The organism is Cryptosporangium aurantiacum, assembly GCF_900143005.1.
GTDB classification, from domain to species: domain Bacteria; phylum Actinomycetota; class Actinomycetes; order Mycobacteriales; family Cryptosporangiaceae; genus Cryptosporangium; species Cryptosporangium aurantiacum.
The window spans coordinates 493,241-511,506 of sequence record NZ_FRCS01000005.1 but is presented as its reverse complement, the minus strand read 5'-3'; the positions used below and the strand labels follow the sequence as shown (position 1 = coordinate 511,506).

Genomic DNA, 18,266 nt, shown 5'->3' with positions numbered 1-18,266 from the left:
AGCCATGTCGTCCCCGTTACCCGACGTGCCGGAACCGAGGCGTCCCGATGTTCGGGTAGGGGACGCCGAGCGCCAGGCCGTCGTCACTCGTCTGAAGGCAGCCCTCGACGAGGGCAGGCTCGACCTCCACGAGTTCGACGAGCGGGCTGCGGCGGCCTACGCCGCGAAGACCGAGTCGGACCTCACACCGCTCACCGCCGACCTGCCGGAGCAGCACCCGCAGCCGGCGTCGAGCGTCACCGCGCGGAAACGTCTCACCAGTGGGGAATCCAGCTGGATCCGGCTGGCGGTGCTGCTGACCGGCATCTGGCTGATCACCAGCATCGCCCGCGGGGAGGTCACGTTCTACTGGCCGATCTTCCCGCTCGGAATCTGGGGTCTCGTCCTGCTGGCCAACCGCCTCACGGGGCGGCGTGACTAGGGCCGGTTTGGCGGGTCAGGCCACGACAACGTAGACTTCGTTGCTGGCGCGTTGCGTCTGTTCTCCTCGCATGTCTAGCGGGGGGACGCGGCTGAAGACCGACGTGTTGATCCAGAGTTTTACCGCCGGTGCCTCCGGGCCCGGAACGACGTCACGATTGCGGAGGACATGCCCAAGAAAGACGGGGCCATCGAAATCGAAGGCCGAGTCGTCGAAGCGCTGCCGAACGCGATGTTTCGCGTGGAGCTGCAGAACGGCCACCTCGTCCTTGCCCACATCTCCGGGAAGATGCGGCAGCACTACATCCGCATCCTGCCCGAGGACCGGGTTGTCGTGGAGCTCTCGCCCTACGACCTGTCCCGTGGGCGCATCGTCTACCGCTACAAGTAACGAGCAGCGCGCTAGGCCTCACGGCTGGCGAGCGTTTTCAAGGAGATGGCGACAGCCGTGAAGGTCAACCCGAGCGTCAAGCCGATCTGTGACAAGTGCAAGGTGATCCGCCGTCACGGGCGGGTCATGGTGATCTGCGAGAACCTGCGCCACAAGCAGCGGCAGGGCTGATCGCCGCCGCCCTCTCCTCAGGGCGGCGAGAAGATTCTGCCTCGCGCAGTCATCGCAACTCAGTAAAGCGTCTCCAGGCGTGAGCACGTGCTCACGTCCCACCCCCGGTCGGAGGCCGGGGCCCGCCCGGGCAGGCGGGATCCGGAGACGCGCAGACCTCCGCAGACGAAGGAGTACGCCCACCCATGGCACGTCTCGTCGGCGTAGACCTCCCCCGCGAGAAGCGGCTAGAGATCGCGCTCACGTACATCTTCGGTATCGGCCGGACCCGTTCCCTGGAGACGATCAAGGCGACCGGGCTCAACCCGGACACCCGCGTTCGCGACCTGTCGGACGAGGACCTGGTTCGACTCCGTGACTACATCGAGGCCTCGTTCCGGGTCGAAGGTGACCTGCGCCGCGAGGTCGCCGCTGACATCCGGCGCAAGATCGAGATCGGTTGCTACCAGGGCATCCGGCACCGGCGCGGCCTTCCTGTGCGCGGTCAGCGCACGCACACCAACGCGCGTACCCGTAAGGGCCCGCGCAAGACCGTGGCCGGCAAGAAGAAGCCGGGCAAGAAGTAATCGCCCGCGCGGCGGCGTGAGTAGTCCGCCGCCCGCTTCAGGAGCCGACTAGCCAACCGCTTTCTCGAGGAGAATTTCCGCAATGCCACCGAAGAGCCGTGGCGCCGGGGTCAAGAAGGTCCGGCGCAAGGAAAAGAAGAATGTCGCGCACGGCCACGCGCACATCAAGAGCACGTTCAACAACACGATCGTGTCGATCACGGACCCGCAGGGCAACGTGATCAGCTGGGCCTCCGCCGGCCACGTGGGCTTCAAGGGCTCGCGTAAGTCGACGCCGTTCGCCGCCCAGATGGCTGCCGAGAACGCTGCCCGCAAGGCGCAGGAGCACGGCATGCGCAAGGTCGACGTCTTCGTGAAGGGCCCGGGCTCCGGTCGCGAGACCGCCATCCGGTCGCTGCAGGCCACCGGCCTGGAGGTGGGGTCGATCTCCGACGTCACCCCGATGCCGCACAACGGCTGCCGCCCGCCCAAGCGCCGCCGCGTCTGATCAGCACCACGTTACGAGGAGACTGAGGAGAAATGGCCCGTTACACCGGTGCTGACTGCCGCCGCTGCCGGCGCGAGAAGATGAAGCTGTTCCTCAAGGGCAGCAAGTGCGAGTCGCCGAAGTGCCCGATCGAGGTTCGTCCCTACCCGCCGGGCCAGCACGGCCGCGGTCGGACCAAGGACAGCGAGTACCTGCTCCAGCTGCGTGAGAAGCAGAAGGCCAAGCGCATCTACGGCGTTCTGGAGAAGCAGTTCGGCGGCTACTACGTCGAGGCGAACCGCAAGCAGGGCAAGACCGGCGACATCCTGCTCCAGATCCTGGAGTCCCGCCTGGACAACGTCATCTACCGGGCCGGCTTCGCCAAGTCCCGCGACATGGCGCGCCAGGTGGTCCGGCACGGTCACGTGCTGGTCAACGGCGTCAAGGTCGACATCCCGTCGTACCGCGTCAGCGAGAACGACATCGTCGAGGTCCGGGAGAAGTCCCGCGAGCTCACGCCGTTCGTCGTGGCGCGCGCCGAAGCCGGCTCCCGTGGGATCCCGGCCTGGCTCGAGGTTCTCTCCAGCCAGATGCGGATCCTGGTTCACGCTCTCCCGGCCCGGCAGGTCATCGACACGCCGGTCCAGGAGCAGCTGATCGTCGAGCTCTACTCGAAGTAATCGCCTGCGGGCCGGTGCCTCGCGCACCGGCCCGTACGATTGGTTACGCAAGCCCGCGCAGGTTCGCTGCGCGGTTCGTCGGGCGTCATATAGCGGATGCCCGGACCGACAGGAGTAAGAAGTGCTCATCACCCAGCGCCCCGCGCTGACTGAAGAGTCCGTCAACGAGCACCGTTCCCGGTTCGTTATCGAGCCGCTGGAGCCCGGATTCGGCTACACGCTGGGCAACTCGCTCCGGCGTACGCTGCTGTCCTCGATTCCCGGCGCCGCTGTCACGAGCATCAAGATCGACGGTGTCCTGCACGAGTTCACCACCGTTCCGGGGGTGAAAGAGGACGTCACCGAGCTGATCTTGAACATCAAGCAGCTCGTGATCAGCTCCGAGAACGACGAGCCGGTCACCATGTACCTGCGCAAGCAGGGCCCAGGCACGGTAACCGCGGCCGACATCGCGCCGCCGGCCGGTGTCACCGTGCACAACACCGACCTGCACATCGCCACGATCAACGCGAAGGGTCGGCTCGAGATGGAGCTGACCGTCGAGCGTGGCCGTGGTTACGTCTCGGCCGTCCAGAACAAGCAGCCCGGGCAGGAGATCGGCCGGATTCCGGTCGACTCGATCTACTCCCCGGTCCTCAAGGTCAAGTACGCGGTCGAGGCGACTCGTGTCGAGCAGCGGACCGACTTCGACAAGCTGATCATCGACGTCGAGACGAAGAACTCGCTCACGCCGCGGACGGCGATCGCGTCGGCCGGTTCGACCCTGGTCGAGCTGTTCGGGCTCTGCCGCGAGCTGGACGAGACCGCCGAGGGCATCGACATCGGCCCGTCGCCGCAGGACGCCGCGCTCGCGGCCGACCTGGCGCTGCCGATCGAGGAGCTCGACCTGACGGTCCGTTCCTACAACTGCCTCAAGCGCGAGGGCATCCACTCCGTGGGTGAGCTCATCTCGCGCAGCGAGGCTGACCTCCTCGACATCCGTAACTTCGGCGCGAAGTCGATCGACGAGGTCAAGATGAAGCTGGCCACGATGGGGCTCGCCCTCAAGGACTCCCCGCCCGGGTTCGACCCGGCGAACGTCGTGGACACCTTCTCGGACGCCGACTACGACGGCGCCGACTACGCCGAGACCGAGCAGCTGTAACCCGCTGTCCGTGGCCGGGCCCCCTGCGGGCTCGGCCACGGAGCGGCCAACCGAGGAGCAAGGAAGATGCCCACGCCCACCAAGGGTCCCCGCCTCGGCGGTAGCCCGGCGCACGAGAAGCACCTGCTGTCGAACCTGGCACGGGCGCTGTTCGAGCACGGCCGGATCACCACCACCGAAGCCAAGGCGAAGCGGCTCCGCCCGTACGCCGAGCGGCTGATCACCTTCGCCAAGCGCGGAGACCTGCACGCCCGTCGCCAGGTGCTCAGCCTGGTCCGGGACAAGGACGTGGTCGGTCACCTGTTCGCCGAGATCGGTCCGCGGTACGTCAACCGCCCCGGCGGTTACACCCGGATCGTCAAGGTCGGTCCCCGCAAGGGCGACAACGCTCCGATGGCCGTCATCGAGCTGGTCGAGGCGCTGACCGTGGCGCAGCAGGCGGTCGGCGAGGCCGAGCGTGCTCGCGGCACCAAGTTCGCGAAGGACGACAAGGCCGCTGCGCTGTCCGGTGACACGGACACCGACACCGCCGACACCGACGTTGCCGAGGCTCGCGCCGAGGCCGCCGAGGCGAAGGCGGAGGCCGCTGAGGCCAAGGCCGACGCTGCGGAGGCGAAGGCGGACGCTGCCGAGGCCAAGGCCGACGTCGCGGAGGCCAAGGCCGACGACGCCGAGGCCAAGGCCGAGGACGACAAGGCCTGACACTGATCGCAAACGAGCCCGCCGCTCCCGGCATCGCCGGGGCCGGCGGGCTCGTTCGTGTCCGGCTGGACGTCAGCTACGACGGCACCGACTTCGCCGGGTGGGCGATCCAGCGCGGTCAGCGCACGGTGCAGGGGGTTCTGACCGAGGCGCTGGCCCGGGTCACCAGGGTGGACGTCGCGCTCACGGTGGCCGGGCGAACCGACGCCGGCGTGCACGCCTTCGGGCAGGTGGCACACCTCGACCTTCCGGTCGAGGTGTGGGACACCCTCGGGGCTTCTCTGGTCCGCCGGCTTTCCGGTCTACTTCCTGGGGACGTCCGGCTGAGGGCGATTTCCCGCGCACATCCGTCCTTCGACGCCCGGTTCGGCGCGCTGCGTCGGCGGTACGTGTACCGGGTGACCGACGCGCCGTGGGGCGCCGAACCGCTGCGTCGGCGGGACACGCTCGCGTGGCCGCGCGTCCTCGACCTCGACGCGATGCGATCGGCGGGTGAGCAGCTGCTCGGCGAGCACGACTTCGCAGCGTTCTGCCGCCGCCGCGAGGGTGCGACGACGATCCGGGCGCTGGAGGAGTTCCGCTGGGAGGTGGCTCCGGAAGGCCCGGGACGGGTGCTGGAGGCGCACCTGGCCGCGGACGCGTTCTGCCACTCGATGGTGCGCAGCCTGATCGGGGCGCTGCTCGCCGTCGGGGAGGGGCGGCACCCGGCGTCCTGGCCGGCGTCGCTGCTGCGCCGCGCGGACCGGGCTGGGAACATCACGGTGGCGCCGCCCCACGGGTTGACGCTGGTCTCGGTCGAGTACCCGCCCGACGACGAGCTGGCCGCTCGTACCGAGCTGACCCGCCGCGTCCGAATCGCGCCCGGACCCTGACGAGCGCCGGGCCGCGGTACTGCGCGCGGCCGGGCGCCAGGCGCGCAGGCCCGGCGGCCGACGCGGGCCGGGCGCGGCCCGGCGGGGATGCGCGCCGGGCCGCGGTGTGGGCTCAGCCCTTGAGGGCGGCTCCGACTACCTCGCGGGCCTCGTCCTGGATGCGGGCGAGGTCCTCCGCACCCTTGAACGACTCCGCGTAGATCTTGTAGACGTCCTCGGTGCCCGACGGCCGGGCCGCGAACCAGCCCGACTCGGTGACGACCTTCAGTCCACCGATCGCCGCGCCGTTGCCGGGCGCCTCGGTCAGCTTCGCCACGATAGGCTCCCCGGCCAGCTCGGTGGCGGTCACCTCGCTCGGTGAGAGCTTGCCCAGGCGCGCCTTCTGCTCGCGCGTGGCGGGCGCGTCGACCCGGGCGTAGGCCGGTGCACCGAACCGCTCCACCAGGCCCGCGTAGTGGACGCTGGGCGTCTTGCCGGTCACCGCGGTGATCTCGGCGGCGAGCAGGTCGAGGATGAGCCCGTCCTTGTCCGTGGTCCAGACCCGGCCGTCCCGGCGCAGGAACGACGCTCCGGCGCTCTCCTCGCCGCCGAACGCGACCGAGCCGTCGAGCAGCCCCGGCACGAACCACTTGAAGCCGACCGGCACCTCGACCAGCCGCCGACCCAGCGATTCGGCGACCCGGTCGATCATCGAGGACGACACCAGCGTCTTCCCGATCGCCGCGTCCGCCGGCCAGCCGTCCCGATGCGCGTACAGGTATTCGATCGCGACCGCCAGGTAGTGGTTCGGGTTCATCAGCCCGGCGTCCGGCGTCACGATGCCGTGCCGGTCGGCGTCCGCATCGTTGCCTGTGGCCAGGTCGAAGTCGTGCCTGCGGGTGATCAACGACGCCATCGCCGAAGGCGATGAGCAGTCCATCCGGATCTTGCCGTCCCAGTCCAGCGTCATGAACCGGAAGTCGCCCTCGACCAGCGGGTTCACGACGGTCATCGCGAGCTTGTAGCGCTCGGCGATCTCTGCCCAGTACGCGACGCTGGCCCCGCCGAGCGGGTCGGCGCCGATGCGCAGCCCGGAGGCCGCGATCGCGTCCAGATCGACGACGTTCGGCAGGTCGCTCACGTACTTGTCGAGGTAGTCGTACTTCGCCGTGGTGTCGGCGCGGCGGGCGCGCTCCAGCGGGATCCGGTGGATACCGCGCAAGCCGTCGGCGATCAGATCGTTCGCGCGGTCCTGAATCCACTTGGTGGCGTCGGTGTCAGCCGGACCGCCGTGGGTCGGGTTGTACTTGAAACCGCCCTCGTCCGGCGGGTTGTGCGACGGTGTCACGACGACGCCGTCCGCGAGGTGCTGCGTGCGCCCGCGGTTCCAGGCCAGGATCGCGTGGGAGAGCGCGGGCGTCGGCGTGTAGCCGTTGCGGGAGTCGATGAGCACCGTGACGCCGTTGGCCGCGAACACCTCCAGCGCGGTCGTCCAGGCGGGCTCGCTCAGCGCGTGGGTGTCCCGCCCGAGGTAGAGGGGGCCGTCGGTGCCCTGCGCGGCGCGGTACTCGACGATCGCCTGGCTGGTCGCCGCGATGTGGTCGTCGTTGAACGCCCGCTTGAGGCTCGAACCGCGGTGCCCGGAGGTGCCGAAAGCCACCCGCTGCTCGATCGCGGCCGGGTCGGGGTGCTCGGCGTAGTAAGCGGTGATGAGGTGGGCGACGTCGACGAGGTCGGATGGTTCGGCCGGTTGTCCGGCGCGGGGGTTGGTCGACATCAGCGCGCTCCCTGCTCGGTTGCTTCGGGCCTTTCGGGAGGAGTATGGCCGCTGTCAGCACCGGTGAACCCGCCGGGTGCGCGCGGAAACTGGGGTGCCGCGGTCGTCGAAATCCAGGAGGATCGTCTCCTCGTGGGGTATGTCGAGGTATCAGGGGTCGGTCAGACGCTGCCGGACGGGCGGGAGCTCTTCCGGGACGTGTCGTTCCGCGTCGGTGAGGGCGCGATCGTCGCGCTGGTCGGCGCGAACGGCGCCGGGAAGACCACGCTGCTGCGCATGATCGCGGGTGACGCGACGCCGCAGACCGGCTCGATCACCCGGGTGGGCGGTCTCGGCGTGATGCGCCAGTTCATCGGCTCGGTCCGAGACCAGACGACGGTGCGCGAACTGCTCGTCGGGCTGGCGCCGGCCCGGCTGCGGGTGGCCGGCGAGGCGTTGGAGGCCGCCGAGCTCGCGATGATGGAGCGCGAGGACGAACCGACCCAGCTGCGGTACGCCGAGGCGCTCGCCGGGTGGGGTGACGCCGGTGGTTACGACGCCGAGGTGCTGTGGGACACGGTGACCGTCGCGGCGCTCGGCGTCCCGTTCGACCGGGCTCAGCACCGGATGGTGCGGACGCTCTCCGGCGGCGAGCAGAAGCGGCTCGCGCTGGAGGCGCTGCTCCGCGGGCACGAGGAAGTGCTGCTGCTCGACGAGCCGGACAACTACCTCGACGTCCCCGGTAAGCGCTGGCTGGAACAGCGGCTGGTCGAGACGCCGAAGACCGTGCTGTTCGTCAGCCACGACCGGGAGCTGCTGGCTCGCACCGCGACGCACGTCGTCACGCTGGAGGCGCACTCGGCCTGGGTGCACGGCGGTGGCTTCGAGAGTTACCACGAGGCGCGCACCGCGCGGCTGGACCGCCTGGACGAGCTGCACCGCCGCTGGAACGAGGAGCACCAGCGGCTCAAGGACCTGGTGCGGACGCTGCAGCAGCAGGCGAAGAACAGCGAGGCGATGGCGGCGAAGTACCACGCCATGCAGACCCGCCTGCGCAAGTTCGAGGAGGCCGGTCCGCCGCCGGAGCGTCCGACCGAGGAGACGGTTCGCATGCGTTTGGGCGGCGGGCGCACCGGCGTCCGTGCGGTGATCTGTTCCGGCCTGGAGCTCACCGGCCTGATGAAGCCGTTCGACCTGGAGGTCTACTACGGCGAGCGGGTCGCGGTGCTGGGAGCGAACGGCAGCGGCAAGAGCCACTTCCTCCGGCTGCTCGGTGGCGACGAGTCGGTGGCGTCGGCCGGTTCGTGGCGGCTCGGAGCCCGGGTGGTGCCGGGGTTGTTCGCGCAGACACACGAGCATCCGGAGTGGGTCGGCAAGCCGCTGGTGGAGATCCTGTGGGGCGGGTCGGGAACCCGGCGCGGACTCGATCGGGGCCGTGCGATCTCCGCGCTGCGGCGGTACGGGCTGCAGGCGCAGGCCGACCAGGACTTCGCGACGCTGTCCGGTGGCCAGCAGGCTCGGTTCCAGGTGCTGCTGCTGGAGCTGTCAGGCTGCACGCTGCTGCTGCTCGACGAGCCCACCGACAACCTCGACGTGCAGTCGGCGGAGGCGCTGGAGGAGGGACTCGCGGCGTTCGACGGCACGGTTCTGGCAGTGACGCACGATCGGTGGTTCGCTCGCAGCTTCGACCGGTTCCTCTCGTTCGCCGCGGACGGCGAGGTCCGCGAGACCGACGGCCCGGTCTGGGACGCCGGCCGCGTCGACCGCCCGCGCTGACGTCGCCCGCGCTGACGTCGCTCGCGCTGACGTCGCTCGCGCTGACGTCCGCCGGGTGCTGGCGCCGCCCGGGTCGGCGTGGCTGGCGCGGGGTGTGCATGGGGCTGGCGCGGGGTGTGCATGGGGCTGGCGCGGGGTGTGCATGGGGCTGGCGCGGGGTGTGCATGGGGCTGGCGCGGGTTGGCGTCGTGTGACTGTCAAGGGGTCTGGCCGAGGTCGCGGCGGCGCAGGCGGGCGTAGCCGACGAGGAGGGCCGCTGCCGTCCACACGGCGAGCAGGGCGAGCCCGGTCCACGGGCCGTAGTCCCGTGCCCAGCGCGGGTCGTCCTGCGGCCCGGCCAGGTGCATGACCACCCACCCCAGCTGGTCGGGGAGGAACTGCGTGACGACGCGGACCCCCGGCAGGTTGCCCAGCCCCTGCGAGCCGAGCAGCAGCAACGGCAGCAGGATCCCGAGCGTGATCGTCGAGCTACGCAGGGCCGTCGCGACGCCGAGCGCGAACAACCCGATCAGGACGAGGTATAGCCAGGCGCCGATGGCTGCGGGCACCGCTTCGCCGACGTCGGCTCGGCGCTGCCCCAACGCGACCTGCGCGGTGAGGAGCGCGGCCCCCACCGTGACCAGCGCGCTCACACCGAGGTGCCCCAGCACCGCGACGATCTTCGCAGCGAAGAACGTCCCGCGACGCGGCACCGCGGCCAGAGCGGCGCGGATCGTGCCCGACCGATACTCCGACCCGATCGCCAGCACGGCGAACACCACCAGCGCGATCTGCGCGACGGTGAGCCCGTAGAACGCGGCGAACAACGCGTCGAACTGGTCGTCGTCTGCGCTGCGCAGAGAGCTGCTGACCAGCAGGCTCAGCGCGGCGCCCACCGCCAGCGCTGCCGCCAGCGTGACTGCTGTCGACCGCAGCGTCCACAGTTTGGTCAGTTCGGCCCGGACGAGGTTCATCGGTCACCACCCGCAGAGGCTCGGCCGGTGAGGTCGAGGAACGCATCCTCCAGCGACCCCGCCGGGTGCGCCGCGACGAAGTCGGCGAGCGTGCTGTCGGCCAGCAGGCGACCCCGGCTCACCACCAGCAGGTGATCGGCGGTGAGCGCCATCTCGCTCATCAGATGGCTGGAGACCAGCACCGTGCGACCCTCCGCGGCGAAGCCCTTCAGCAGCGTGCGTAACCACCGGATCCCCTCCGGGTCCAGCCCGTTCGTGGGCTCGTCGAAGAGCAGCACGGGCGGGTCGCCGAGAAGCGCCGCAGCGATGCCCAGCCGCTGTGTCATGCCGAGCGAGAACTCGCGGACCCGGCGTCCGGCAACGCCGTCGAGGCCCACCTGGCCCAGGACGTCATCGACGCGGCGGGCCGGGATGCGGTTGGTCTGTGCGAGCCACCGCAGGTGGTGACGCGCGCTCCGCCCCGGGTGGGCCGTGGAGCCCTCCAGCAGAGCGCCGATTCGCCGCAGCGGGTACTCCAGCTCGCGGTACCGCACGCCGTCGATCAGCACACGCCCGCCGGACGGCCGGTCGAGGCCGAGGATCATCCGCATCGTCGTCGACTTGCCGGCTCCGTTGGGACCGAGGAAGCCGGTGACGCGCCCCGGCCGCACGGTGAACGTGAGGTCGTCGACGGCCAGCATGGGTCCGTAGCGTTTGGAGAGGTTCTGCACTTCGAGCACGGGTTGGACGCTAGGCGGCAAGCTGTCCACAAGTCAGCTCGCGAAAGTTGGCGCCTGTGCGAACCAAAGTTGACGGTGCCGCGGGGACGTAGCCTGCTGGCCATGGGCACTCGAAGGCGTGTCGGTGGCGTCATCCTGCTCGTCGTGCTGGTGACGGCGGGGGAGCTGGTGACGGTCGCGGCGGCGCATCCGGCGCCGATCGTCCTGGCGGGGTATGCGGTGGCCGTCGGCGCCGTGGTGCTGGCCTCGCTGCGGTGGCCTGCCGCCGCGTTCTTCGCCGCGCTGGTGCTCGCTGCGGTGGGCGGCTTCGGGTACGTCCTGCTGCTGTGGGTCGCGTTCCGGGCCGGTCGGGCGTCGTCGTCGGTGGTCGTGGCCGGAGCGGCGATCGGCGCGCTCGGAGTTCCGATCGCTGCGGCGGTCGCCGATCCGGCGGCCTGGTCGCAGTACGCCGCCGCGTACCTGGTCTTCGTCGCGTTGCCGCTGGCCGCGGGCCGCTACTTGCATCAGCACGCCCGGCTGGTGGACGCGCTGACCGACCGCAACCAGGAGTTGCGGCGCGCGCGTGACCTGGCGGCGGAACGGGAGCGGTTGCGCGAACGGCTGCGGATCGCCAGGGAGATGCACGACGCGCTCGGCCACCGCCTCGGGTTGGTGTCGATCCAGGCCGCGGCGCTGGAAGTCGACGAGTTGCCGCCGCGGCAGCGGGAGGCGATCGGCAGGCTTGCCGGCTCCGCGCGCGAGGCGGTCGACGGTCTGCACGAGGTCGTCGGCGCGCTGCGGCACGGCGACGAGATCGACGCGCCGGGGCTGGACGGCCTCGACGCCCTGGTCGACGGGTACGTGCGCGCCGGTGTGCCGGTCACGGTCGAACGCCGCGGCGAACCGGGCCTGCTGACCGACGAGGCCGACCGCGCCGTGTACCGGGCGGTCGAGGAGGGCCTCACGAACGCGACGAAGCACGCGCCGACGTGCGCGGTGACCGTGTCGCTGGGCTGGGAGGACGACGCGTTGCTGCTCACGGTCGTCAACCCGATCCGCCCAACGCCCGCCCCGTCCCCGGCTCGGCCCGCTGCGGGCGGGCCGGGCTTGGGTCCGGGCCAGGTGGGTGCGGCGGATGTGGGTGGGGCGGGCCTGGGCCGGGTGGGCTCGGCTGACGCGGGCTGGGCGGATGCGGGCGCGGCCGACATGGGTCGGGTGGGGGTGCGCTCGGCCCAGGCGGGCGAGGTGGGCCTGGGCCTGGGCCGGGTGGGCTCGGCTGACGCGGGCTGGGCGGATGCGGGCGCGGCTGCCATGGGTCGGAGGGGTGCGTGCCCGGGCTGGGCGGGCCTGAGGCCGGGGCACGCGGACATGGCTGACGCGGGTCTGGTGGGGACGCGCTCGGCCCAGGCGGGCGGGGCGGGCTTGGGCCCGGGCTACGAAGGCTTGGCCGGCGTGGGTCGGGTGGAGGCTGGCTCGGCCGATGCAGGGCGGGCGGCGGGTTTGGCTGACGCGGGTCGGGCGGGGGTGGGCTCGGTGGGCGTTGGGGGCGCGGTGGCGGTTGCTCGGGGCGGGCATGGGCTCGTCGGGGTGCGGGAACGGATCGAATCCGTGGGTGGATATGCCACGCTGCGCCGCGACCGTGGCGAGGCCCGGCTCACCGTGCTCGTCCCGACGCTGGTCCGGGAGCCTGAGCCGGTCGCAGGCGTCGGGCGGGGGCGGTCGACCGCGGTCGGGGTGGCGACCGCCGTGCTGCTGTTCGGCGCGTTGCCCGCCGCGATGCTGGTGGGAGCCGGCTGACGTGATCCGGGTGCTGATCGCGGACGACGAGCCGCTGATCCGGGCGGGGATCGTCGCGGTACTGGAGTCCGATCCCGGGATCAGCGTGGTGGCCCAGGTGGAGGACGGGCGGGCAGCGGTCGAGCGGGCGTCACGCCCGGACGTCGACGTGGTGCTCGTCGACATCCGGATGCCGGTGCTCGACGGGCTGGGCGTGGTCGAGGAACTCCATCGCCGCAGGCCCGAGCTGCCGGTCGTCGTCCTGACCTCGTTCGGAGCTGAGCCGAACGTCCTACGCGCGGTAGAGCACCGGGCAGCCGGGTTCCTGCTCAAGAATTGCACCCCGGCGGAGCTGATCGGCGCCGTGTCGGCGGCGCACGCGGGCGAGGCGTACCTCTCGCCGGCCGCCGCCCGGATCGTGCTGGGCCTGGTGGCGCCCGACGACATCGGCCGCAGGCAGGACGCGATCCGGCGGCTCGCCGCACTGACCGGCCGCGAACGTGAGGTCGCCGGCCTTGTTGCCGAGGGCCTGTCGAACGCGGAGATCGCCCGTCGGTCGCGCACCAGCGAGACGACCGTGAAGACCTACGTCAGCCGGGTGCTGACCAAGCTGGGCTGCGAGAACCGCGTGCAGGTCGCCCTGCTCGTCAGAGACGCCGGCTAGAGCACGCGCGCCCGAGCGGATTGCATTTGGAAGACGTATAGCCCTTCCAAATGCAATCCGCTCGGGCGTCAGCGGCGTTTGTCCAGGGCGTCGATCACGTAGTAGAGGAAGTCCTGCGAGCACGTGTCGATGACCGGGTCCTTCTCCGCCTTCTTGCCCGACGTGTAGGCGCCGCTGGAGAACACCAGCCAGTGCCCGTACGCCTTGCGGTAGAACCACCAGTCCTTCTTGCCAGACTGGCCCTCCGCCGCGACGTTGTGGCGGCGCGGGACGAAGCTGCCCGCGGTGCTGCCCTTGATCGCGGTCTCGGCCTGAGCGGCGGTGGCGGCGTCCGGGAAGTTGAGCGCGCCGAACGTCACCGCGCAGCTGGTGGTGGTGTTCACCGCAGTGACACTCGTCACCTCGGAGCACTTCAGCTTCTTGACCAGCGCCACGGCACCGCCGTCGACGGCCTTGCCGCAGTCGGCGCCCTTGTCCTGACCGGTGCGGGTGTAGCTGCCGCTGGTCGAGAGTGTGTACTTCGGCAGGCTGATCGCGGTCAGCTCGAGTGGCGTCGGGTCGGTGGCGCGGGACGCGAGCTTGTCGGTGGTGCCGGTCGCCGACGGCGACGGGTTACCGCTCTCGCTCGGCGTCGCGGCTCCGGTCGTCGCGGACGGCTTCGGCGCTGCGGCCTTGTCGGTCGAGCTGTCGTCGTCGCCCCCGAACAGCACGAACGCGCCGACGCCTAGCGCGAGCACCACGACGACGACGCCGGCGATGATCCCGATGAGCTTGCCGCGCCCGCCGTTCTCCGCGGGCGGGGTGTCGTCGAGCCGCCGCCGGGTCGGGGTCAGCGACGTCGTGCGGTCGCCGCCCGCGCGGGCCGGTAAACCGCCACCGTGCGAGTACGCGGCGCCGTACGGGTCGCCGCTCGGTCCTTCCAGCGGTGGGTAGGCCGTCGGGCCGCCGCTGGAGGGGGCTCCTCCGGCAGGCGGTCCGCTCGCCGGCGCACCACCGCTCCACGGCGCGCCGCTCGACGGCGTTCCCGGGCCGTATCGAGGGTCGGTCTGCTGGGCGCCACCGTATTGGGGGTCGCCGTACGAGGCGCTGCCGTACTGGCCGTAGGGATCGCCGGTCTGGCGCGGGTCGGCCTGCTGCGGATCCTGGTACTGCGGCTCGGCGTACTGCGGCGCGTACTGCCCGCCCCCGTACTGGCCGGCGTCGTACCCCGCGTCGTACTGGCCGCCGCCGCCGTACTGGCTGCCCGCATGCCCCCCGCCGGGCTGCCCCCCGCCGGGCTGCCCCCCGCCGGGCTGCCCGCCTCCAGGCTGCCCGCCGGGCTGCCCGCCCCCGTGCTGCCCGCCCCCGTGCTGCCCGTCTCCGTACTGGCCCCCCGCCGGCTGGCTGTCCCCGTGCTGCCCGTCTCCGTACGGCCCAGCCCCGTACGGCCCAGCCCCGTATTGCCCAGCCCCGTACTGCCCACCGCCGGGCTGGCTGCCGGCGAACTGACCCTGTTGCCCGCCGTCGTACTGCCCAGCCCCGTACTGCCCACCGCCCGGCTGGCTGTCCCCGTACTGGTTAGTCCCGTACTGCCCGCCGCCGGCCTGCCCACCCTCGTACTGCCCACGCTGCCCACCGTCGTACGGCCCGCCGCTCTCCGGCTGCCGCTGGTACCCCGACGGACCCTCCTGATACCCCGACGGACCCTCCTGGTACCCCGACGGACGCTCCTGGTACCCGGACGGGGCAGTGTGCTGCCCGGACGGTGACTCCTGGTAGCCGTAGCCGGGCGTCTGCGCCTGGTACCCCTGGTACGGGTAGTCCGCGCCCGCCGGCGGCTGGTTGTTCTGCGGAGGCGGCGCACCCTGCGGGGCGCCTTGCGGTGCACCCTGCGGCGCATCCTGCGGCGCCGAGGGCTCGAACCAGCTACGCCCGGCCTGGTCGTCGGCGGGCGGCGCCGGCGGATACCCGGCCTGGTGCCCCTGCACGCCCTGGTACGCCTCCTGCTGCCCCGGATACCCCTGCTGAGCCCCGTAGCCCTGCTGCGCCTCGTACCCCTGCTGAGCCTCGTACCCCTGCCGACCTTGGTACCCCTGGTAACCCTGCTGCTCGGAGTACCCCGGGTAGCCCTGCTGCTGATCCGGATACCCCTGGTACCCGGGCTGCTGCCCGGCTCCCTGCCCGTACCCCTGCTCCGGAGATCCCTGCGCCGGATACCCCTGCTCTGGGTACCCCTGCTCTGGGTACCCCTGCTCGGGGTACTGGGGCCCGCCGTACTGCCCCTCCGGCGTATAACTCTGCGCGTACCGCGGGTCGTACTGACCCTGCGGCGGGTACGACTGATCACCTGCCGGCGGGTGGGGCGCGGACTGCGCGGGACCGGCAGGGTCGGAGTCGTCGGCACCGGGCCGACCGTGGGGTGGGCTGTCCCAACCCGGTTGGCCAGGAGGCGGCGTGGTCATGGGCCGAGCCTAGCTAGCCTGCGCTGCAACCGTGAGTTGCATCGGGCCCCCATCAGCCACCTCTTAACCGAAGAGCTACCACGTGGCCGCAGCGATCCGGCAGACTGGTTGGAACCGGACGCGTAGCACGCGGCACACGCTGTTTTTGACCATGCCCGAATCTGCCGGGTATTCTTGGTTGCTGTTGCGCGCTCCATCCTTTCGCGGGGTTAGTCATCCCCGCGTTTGTATGAACTCAAGCGTGGCGCGCTCCAACCGCCGGTGAGCGGCCAGCGGATCCGAGAGTACTGACGAGACAAGGTAGACCCGTGCGTACGTTTAGCCCGAAGGCCGGAGACGTCCAGCGTCAGTGGCACGTCATCGACGCGAGCGACGTCGTCCTCGGACGGCTCGCGAGCCACGTAGCCCAGCTGCTGCGAGGCAAGCACAAGCCGATCTTCGCGCCCCACGTCGACACCGGTGACTTCGTCATCGTCGTCAACGCGTCCAAGGTCGCACTGACCGGTAACAAGCGCGAGACCAAGGTCGCCTACCGGCACTCCGGGTACCCGGGCGGCCTCAAGCGCGTCGGTTACAACGAGCTGCTCGAGACGCGGCCCGAGCGAGCCATCGAGCTCGCCGTCCGCGGCATGCTCCCGAAGAACAAGCTCGGTCGCCAGCTGCTGAGCAAGCTCAAGGTCTACGCAGGCCCCGAGCACCCGCACAGCGCCCAGAAGCCGACGCCGTTCGAGATCAGCCAGGTCGCGCAGTAAGCGCGCCGGACGCCCGCAGCACTCAGCAGTAGGAGATTCTTAGCGTGACCATCCCTGTCGTCGCGGAGAAGCCGATCCAGACGGTCGGCCGCCGCAAGGAGGCCATCGTCCGGGTTCGGATCATTCCGGGCACCGGCCAGTTCAAGCTCAACGGCCGCACCCTCGAGGAGTACTTCCCGAACAAGGTGCACCAGCAGCTCATCCGTGAGCCGTTCGTGACCCTCGAGAAGACGGAGCAGTTCGACGTCGTCGCGAGCCTGCGTGGCGGCGGCATCACCGGCCAGGCCGGTGCGCTGCGGCTGGCCATCGCCCGTGCGCTGATCACCATCGAGCCGGACGACCGTCCGGCTCTGAAGAAGGCCGGCTTCCTCACCCGTGACCCCCGGGTCAAGGAGCGGAAGAAGTACGGCCTCAAGAAGGCCCGCAAGGCGCCCCAGTACAGCAAGCGCTGACACAGGGCACATTTCGGCTCGACCCGGCCGGTGGCGGTCTCGCCACCGGCCGGTGTGTTCCACACGGGGGGCGGCCTGGTTTTGGTGCGCCGCAGCGTCGCGTGCCCGACTCCGGATGCGTTGCCTTACCCGCTACCGTCACCCCCGTGAAAGCGCCGGTACGGCGCACAACGCCAGTTCACCTGTACCGCTCGGGACGAGCGGTCGTGACCTCCGCGGAGTGGCGGGACTGATGGGTCGTCTGTTCGGTACCGACGGAGTACGAGGCCTCGCCAACGGCGACCTCACGCCGGAACTCTCGATGGCGGTGGCCGTCGCTGCGGCACACGTGCTGGCCGGGGTTGAGGGGCCACGCCCCAGAGCCGTCGTGGGTCGTGACCCGCGCGCTAGCGGTGAGATGCTGGAAGCGGCGGTGTGCGCCGGCCTCGCCAGCGCGGGCGCCGACGTGACCAGGGTCGGGGTGCTCCCGACCCCCGCGGTCGCCCACCTCACCGCCGAGCTCGGCGCGGACCTCGGCGTCATGCTCTCGGCGAGCCACAACCCGATGCCCGACAACGGCATCAAGCTGTTCGCCCGCGGTGGCCACAAGCTCCCCGACGAGATCGAGGACGCGATCGAGGAGGCCATCCGGCACAACGCGGCCCGGGAGTGGACGCGGCCGGCCGGCGCCGGCGTGGGCCGCATCGGTGACCTCACCGACGGCGGCGAGCGCTACATCGAGCACCTGCTGACCACGCTTCCGCACCGGCTCGAGGGCGTCACGGTCGTCGTCGACTGCGCGAACGGGGCGGCGTCCGCCGTCGCTCCGGAGCTGTACCGCCGGGCAGGCGCCACGGTCATCCCGATCGCGGCGGACCCGGACGGTCTCAACATCAACGAGGGTGTCGGCTCGACCCACCTGGACGTGGTGCGGGCCGCCGTGCTCGAGCACAAGGCCGACATCGGCATCGCCCACGACGGTGACGCCGACCGCTGCCTCGCGGTCGACGCCGACGGCAACACGGTCGACGGTGACCAGATCATGGCGATCCTCGCGCTGGCGATGAAGGACGCCGGGACGCTCATCGACGACACGCTCGTCGTCACCGTGATGAGCAACCTGGGCCTGACGCTGGCCATGAAGGAAGCCGGGATCGCACTGGTCACCACCGGTGTCGGTGACCGGTACGTGCTGGAGGCGCTGCGCGCCCGGAACCTCGCACTCGGCGGCGAGCAGAGCGGCCACGTCGTGATGCCCGCGCACGCGACGACCGGCGACGGCCTGCTGACCGCCCTCCACCTGATGGCGCGGATGGCGTCCAGCGGAGCGTCGATCGCGGAGCTGGCCGGCGCCGTCACCCGGCTGCCGCAGGTGCTGGTCAACGTCCGGGTGATCGACAAGGCCGCGGTCGCGAACGCCGAGTCGGTCGCCGCGGCGGTGGCCGAGGCCGAGCGGGAGCTGGGCGAGACCGGCCGGGTGCTGCTGCGCCCCTCCGGCACCGAGCGGCTGATCCGCGTCATGGTGGAGGCTGCCAGCCAGGAGGACGCCGAGGCCGTCGCCCACCGCATCGCCAAGGTCGTCGCCGACGTGAGCTGATCCGCCCTTCACAAAGGGGAGGTCGGCGTCC

At 71.0% G+C, this 18,266-nt stretch carries 18 protein-coding genes and 1 pseudogene; 15 read left to right on the top strand and 4 right to left on the bottom strand.

The features are described from left to right. The first annotated feature begins 4 nt into the window (after positions 1-4). The 9 genes from BUB75_RS20005 to truA all read left to right on the top strand — a co-directional run bounded on the left by BUB75_RS20005 (position 5) and on the right by truA (position 5,412). On the top strand, positions 5-421 hold the full coding sequence (locus tag BUB75_RS20005) for a DUF1707 SHOCT-like domain-containing protein (RefSeq protein ID WP_073259042.1): 417 nt from the start codon (positions 5-7) through the stop codon (positions 419-421). Between the two features lie 168 nt (positions 422-589). Continuing rightward, a complete protein-coding gene (gene infA, locus BUB75_RS20000; protein ID WP_035857803.1) occupies positions 590-811 on the top strand; it encodes a translation initiation factor IF-1 in 222 nt (73 codons plus the stop codon). 57 nt (positions 812-868) lie between these two features. After that, positions 869-982 (top strand): 50S ribosomal protein L36, encoded by a 114-nt coding sequence (gene rpmJ / locus BUB75_RS19995; RefSeq protein ID WP_035857802.1) that lies wholly within the window; start codon positions 869-871, stop codon positions 980-982. Positions 983-1,167: 185 nt separating this feature from the next. Beyond that, positions 1,168-1,548 carry a 30S ribosomal protein S13 gene (gene rpsM, locus BUB75_RS19990; RefSeq protein ID WP_073259041.1) on the top strand — a complete coding sequence of 127 codons (381 nt, stop codon included), beginning with the start codon at positions 1,168-1,170 and terminating at the stop codon, positions 1,546-1,548. A gap of 82 nt (positions 1,549-1,630) precedes the next feature. Beyond that, positions 1,631-2,035 carry a 30S ribosomal protein S11 gene (gene rpsK, locus BUB75_RS19985; protein WP_035857800.1) on the top strand — a complete coding sequence of 135 codons (405 nt, stop codon included), beginning with the start codon at positions 1,631-1,633 and terminating at the stop codon, positions 2,033-2,035. 32 nt (positions 2,036-2,067) lie between these two features. After that, the gene (gene rpsD, locus BUB75_RS19980) at positions 2,068-2,694 is read left to right on the top strand and encodes a 30S ribosomal protein S4 (RefSeq protein ID WP_073259040.1); all 627 of its coding nucleotides are present in this window, start codon (positions 2,068-2,070) and stop codon (positions 2,692-2,694) included. Positions 2,695-2,815: 121 nt separating this feature from the next. Next, positions 2,816-3,838, top strand: coding sequence for a DNA-directed RNA polymerase subunit alpha (locus BUB75_RS19975; RefSeq protein WP_073259039.1), 1,023 nt, complete (start codon positions 2,816-2,818; stop codon positions 3,836-3,838). 66 nt (positions 3,839-3,904) lie between these two features. After that, entirely contained in the window at positions 3,905-4,540 is a 636-nt protein-coding gene (gene rplQ / locus BUB75_RS48535; protein WP_073259038.1) for a 50S ribosomal protein L17, read from the top strand. A 2-nt stretch (positions 4,541-4,542) separates the two neighbouring features. Beyond that, positions 4,543-5,412, top strand: a complete 870-nt coding sequence (truA, locus tag BUB75_RS19965; RefSeq protein WP_425430894.1) for a tRNA pseudouridine(38-40) synthase TruA — start codon at positions 4,543-4,545, stop codon at positions 5,410-5,412. A 112-nt stretch (positions 5,413-5,524) separates the two neighbouring features. On the opposite strand, the gene pgm is transcribed toward truA, so the two are convergent. Then, complete coding sequence (gene pgm, locus BUB75_RS19960; RefSeq protein WP_073259036.1) at positions 5,525-7,168, bottom strand: phosphoglucomutase (alpha-D-glucose-1,6-bisphosphate-dependent); 1,644 nt, start codon at positions 7,166-7,168, stop codon at positions 5,525-5,527. Between the two features lie 132 nt (positions 7,169-7,300). Here pgm and BUB75_RS48530 point away from each other — a divergent pair, with 132 nt between their 5' ends. Beyond that, on the top strand, positions 7,301-8,923 hold the full coding sequence (locus BUB75_RS48530; protein ID WP_073259214.1) for an ABC-F family ATP-binding cassette domain-containing protein: 1,623 nt from the start codon (positions 7,301-7,303) through the stop codon (positions 8,921-8,923). Between the two features lie 197 nt (positions 8,924-9,120). Here the strand turns inward: BUB75_RS48530 and BUB75_RS19950 are convergent, their stop codons facing one another. After that, positions 9,121-9,876 (bottom strand): ABC transporter permease, encoded by a 756-nt coding sequence (locus BUB75_RS19950; protein ID WP_073259035.1) that lies wholly within the window; start codon positions 9,874-9,876, stop codon positions 9,121-9,123. A 71-nt stretch (positions 9,877-9,947) separates the two neighbouring features. Then, a pseudogene (locus BUB75_RS19945) lies at positions 9,948-10,595 on the bottom strand (ABC transporter ATP-binding protein); the annotation flags it as partial. 102 nt (positions 10,596-10,697) lie between these two features. On the opposite strand from BUB75_RS19945, the gene BUB75_RS46355 reads away from it, so the two are divergent. Beyond that, complete coding sequence (locus BUB75_RS46355; RefSeq protein ID WP_073259033.1) at positions 10,698-12,371, top strand: sensor histidine kinase; 1,674 nt, start codon at positions 10,698-10,700, stop codon at positions 12,369-12,371. A gap of 1 nt (position 12,372) precedes the next feature. After that, positions 12,373-13,014: a response regulator transcription factor gene (locus BUB75_RS19935; protein WP_073259032.1), complete on the top strand. Its 642-nt coding sequence runs from the start codon at positions 12,373-12,375 to the stop codon at positions 13,012-13,014. Positions 13,015-13,082: 68 nt separating this feature from the next. Here BUB75_RS19935 and BUB75_RS19930 read toward each other — a convergent pair whose 3' ends face one another. After that, positions 13,083-15,455, bottom strand: a complete 2,373-nt coding sequence (locus BUB75_RS19930; RefSeq protein ID WP_143175310.1) for a hypothetical protein — start codon at positions 15,453-15,455, stop codon at positions 13,083-13,085. 308 nt (positions 15,456-15,763) lie between these two features. Here BUB75_RS19930 and rplM point away from each other — a divergent pair, with 308 nt between their 5' ends. The 3 genes from rplM (at position 15,764) to glmM (ending at position 18,235) form a co-directional block, all read left to right on the top strand. Next, the gene (gene rplM, locus BUB75_RS19925) at positions 15,764-16,207 is read left to right on the top strand and encodes a 50S ribosomal protein L13 (RefSeq protein ID WP_073259030.1); all 444 of its coding nucleotides are present in this window, start codon (positions 15,764-15,766) and stop codon (positions 16,205-16,207) included. A 35-nt stretch (positions 16,208-16,242) separates the two neighbouring features. Continuing rightward, a complete protein-coding gene (gene rpsI, locus BUB75_RS19920; RefSeq protein ID WP_073259029.1) occupies positions 16,243-16,659 on the top strand; it encodes a 30S ribosomal protein S9 in 417 nt (138 codons plus the stop codon). Positions 16,660-16,891: 232 nt separating this feature from the next. Beyond that, the gene (glmM, locus tag BUB75_RS19915) at positions 16,892-18,235 is read left to right on the top strand and encodes a phosphoglucosamine mutase (RefSeq protein WP_073259028.1); all 1,344 of its coding nucleotides are present in this window, start codon (positions 16,892-16,894) and stop codon (positions 18,233-18,235) included. Positions 18,236-18,266: the final 31 nt, after the last annotated feature.

Bases quoted from the DNA above. Each gene is read 5' to 3' on its own strand.
- BUB75_RS19950 (WP_073259035.1), bottom strand. From the start codon at position 9,876: ATGAACCTCGTCCGGGCCGAACTGACCAAACTGTGGACGCTGCGGTCG.
- rplQ (WP_073259038.1), top strand. From the start codon at position 3,905: ATGCCCACGCCCACCAAGGGTCCCCGCCTCGGCGGTAGCCCGGCGCAC.
- BUB75_RS20005 (WP_073259042.1), top strand. From the start codon at position 5: ATGTCGTCCCCGTTACCCGACGTGCCGGAACCGAGGCGTCCCGATGTT.
- rpsM (WP_073259041.1), top strand. From the start codon at position 1,168: ATGGCACGTCTCGTCGGCGTAGACCTCCCCCGCGAGAAGCGGCTAGAG.
- pgm (WP_073259036.1), bottom strand. From the start codon at position 7,168: ATGTCGACCAACCCCCGCGCCGGACAACCGGCCGAACCATCCGACCTC.
- BUB75_RS19930 (WP_143175310.1), bottom strand. From the start codon at position 15,455: ATGACCACGCCGCCTCCTGGCCAACCGGGTTGGGACAGCCCACCCCAC.
- BUB75_RS46355 (WP_073259033.1), top strand. From the start codon at position 10,698: ATGGGCACTCGAAGGCGTGTCGGTGGCGTCATCCTGCTCGTCGTGCTG.
- rpsK (WP_035857800.1), top strand. From the start codon at position 1,631: ATGCCACCGAAGAGCCGTGGCGCCGGGGTCAAGAAGGTCCGGCGCAAG.
- infA (WP_035857803.1), top strand. From the start codon at position 590: ATGCCCAAGAAAGACGGGGCCATCGAAATCGAAGGCCGAGTCGTCGAA.
- rpsD (WP_073259040.1), top strand. From the start codon at position 2,068: ATGGCCCGTTACACCGGTGCTGACTGCCGCCGCTGCCGGCGCGAGAAG.
- glmM (WP_073259028.1), top strand. From the start codon at position 16,892: ATGGGTCGTCTGTTCGGTACCGACGGAGTACGAGGCCTCGCCAACGGC.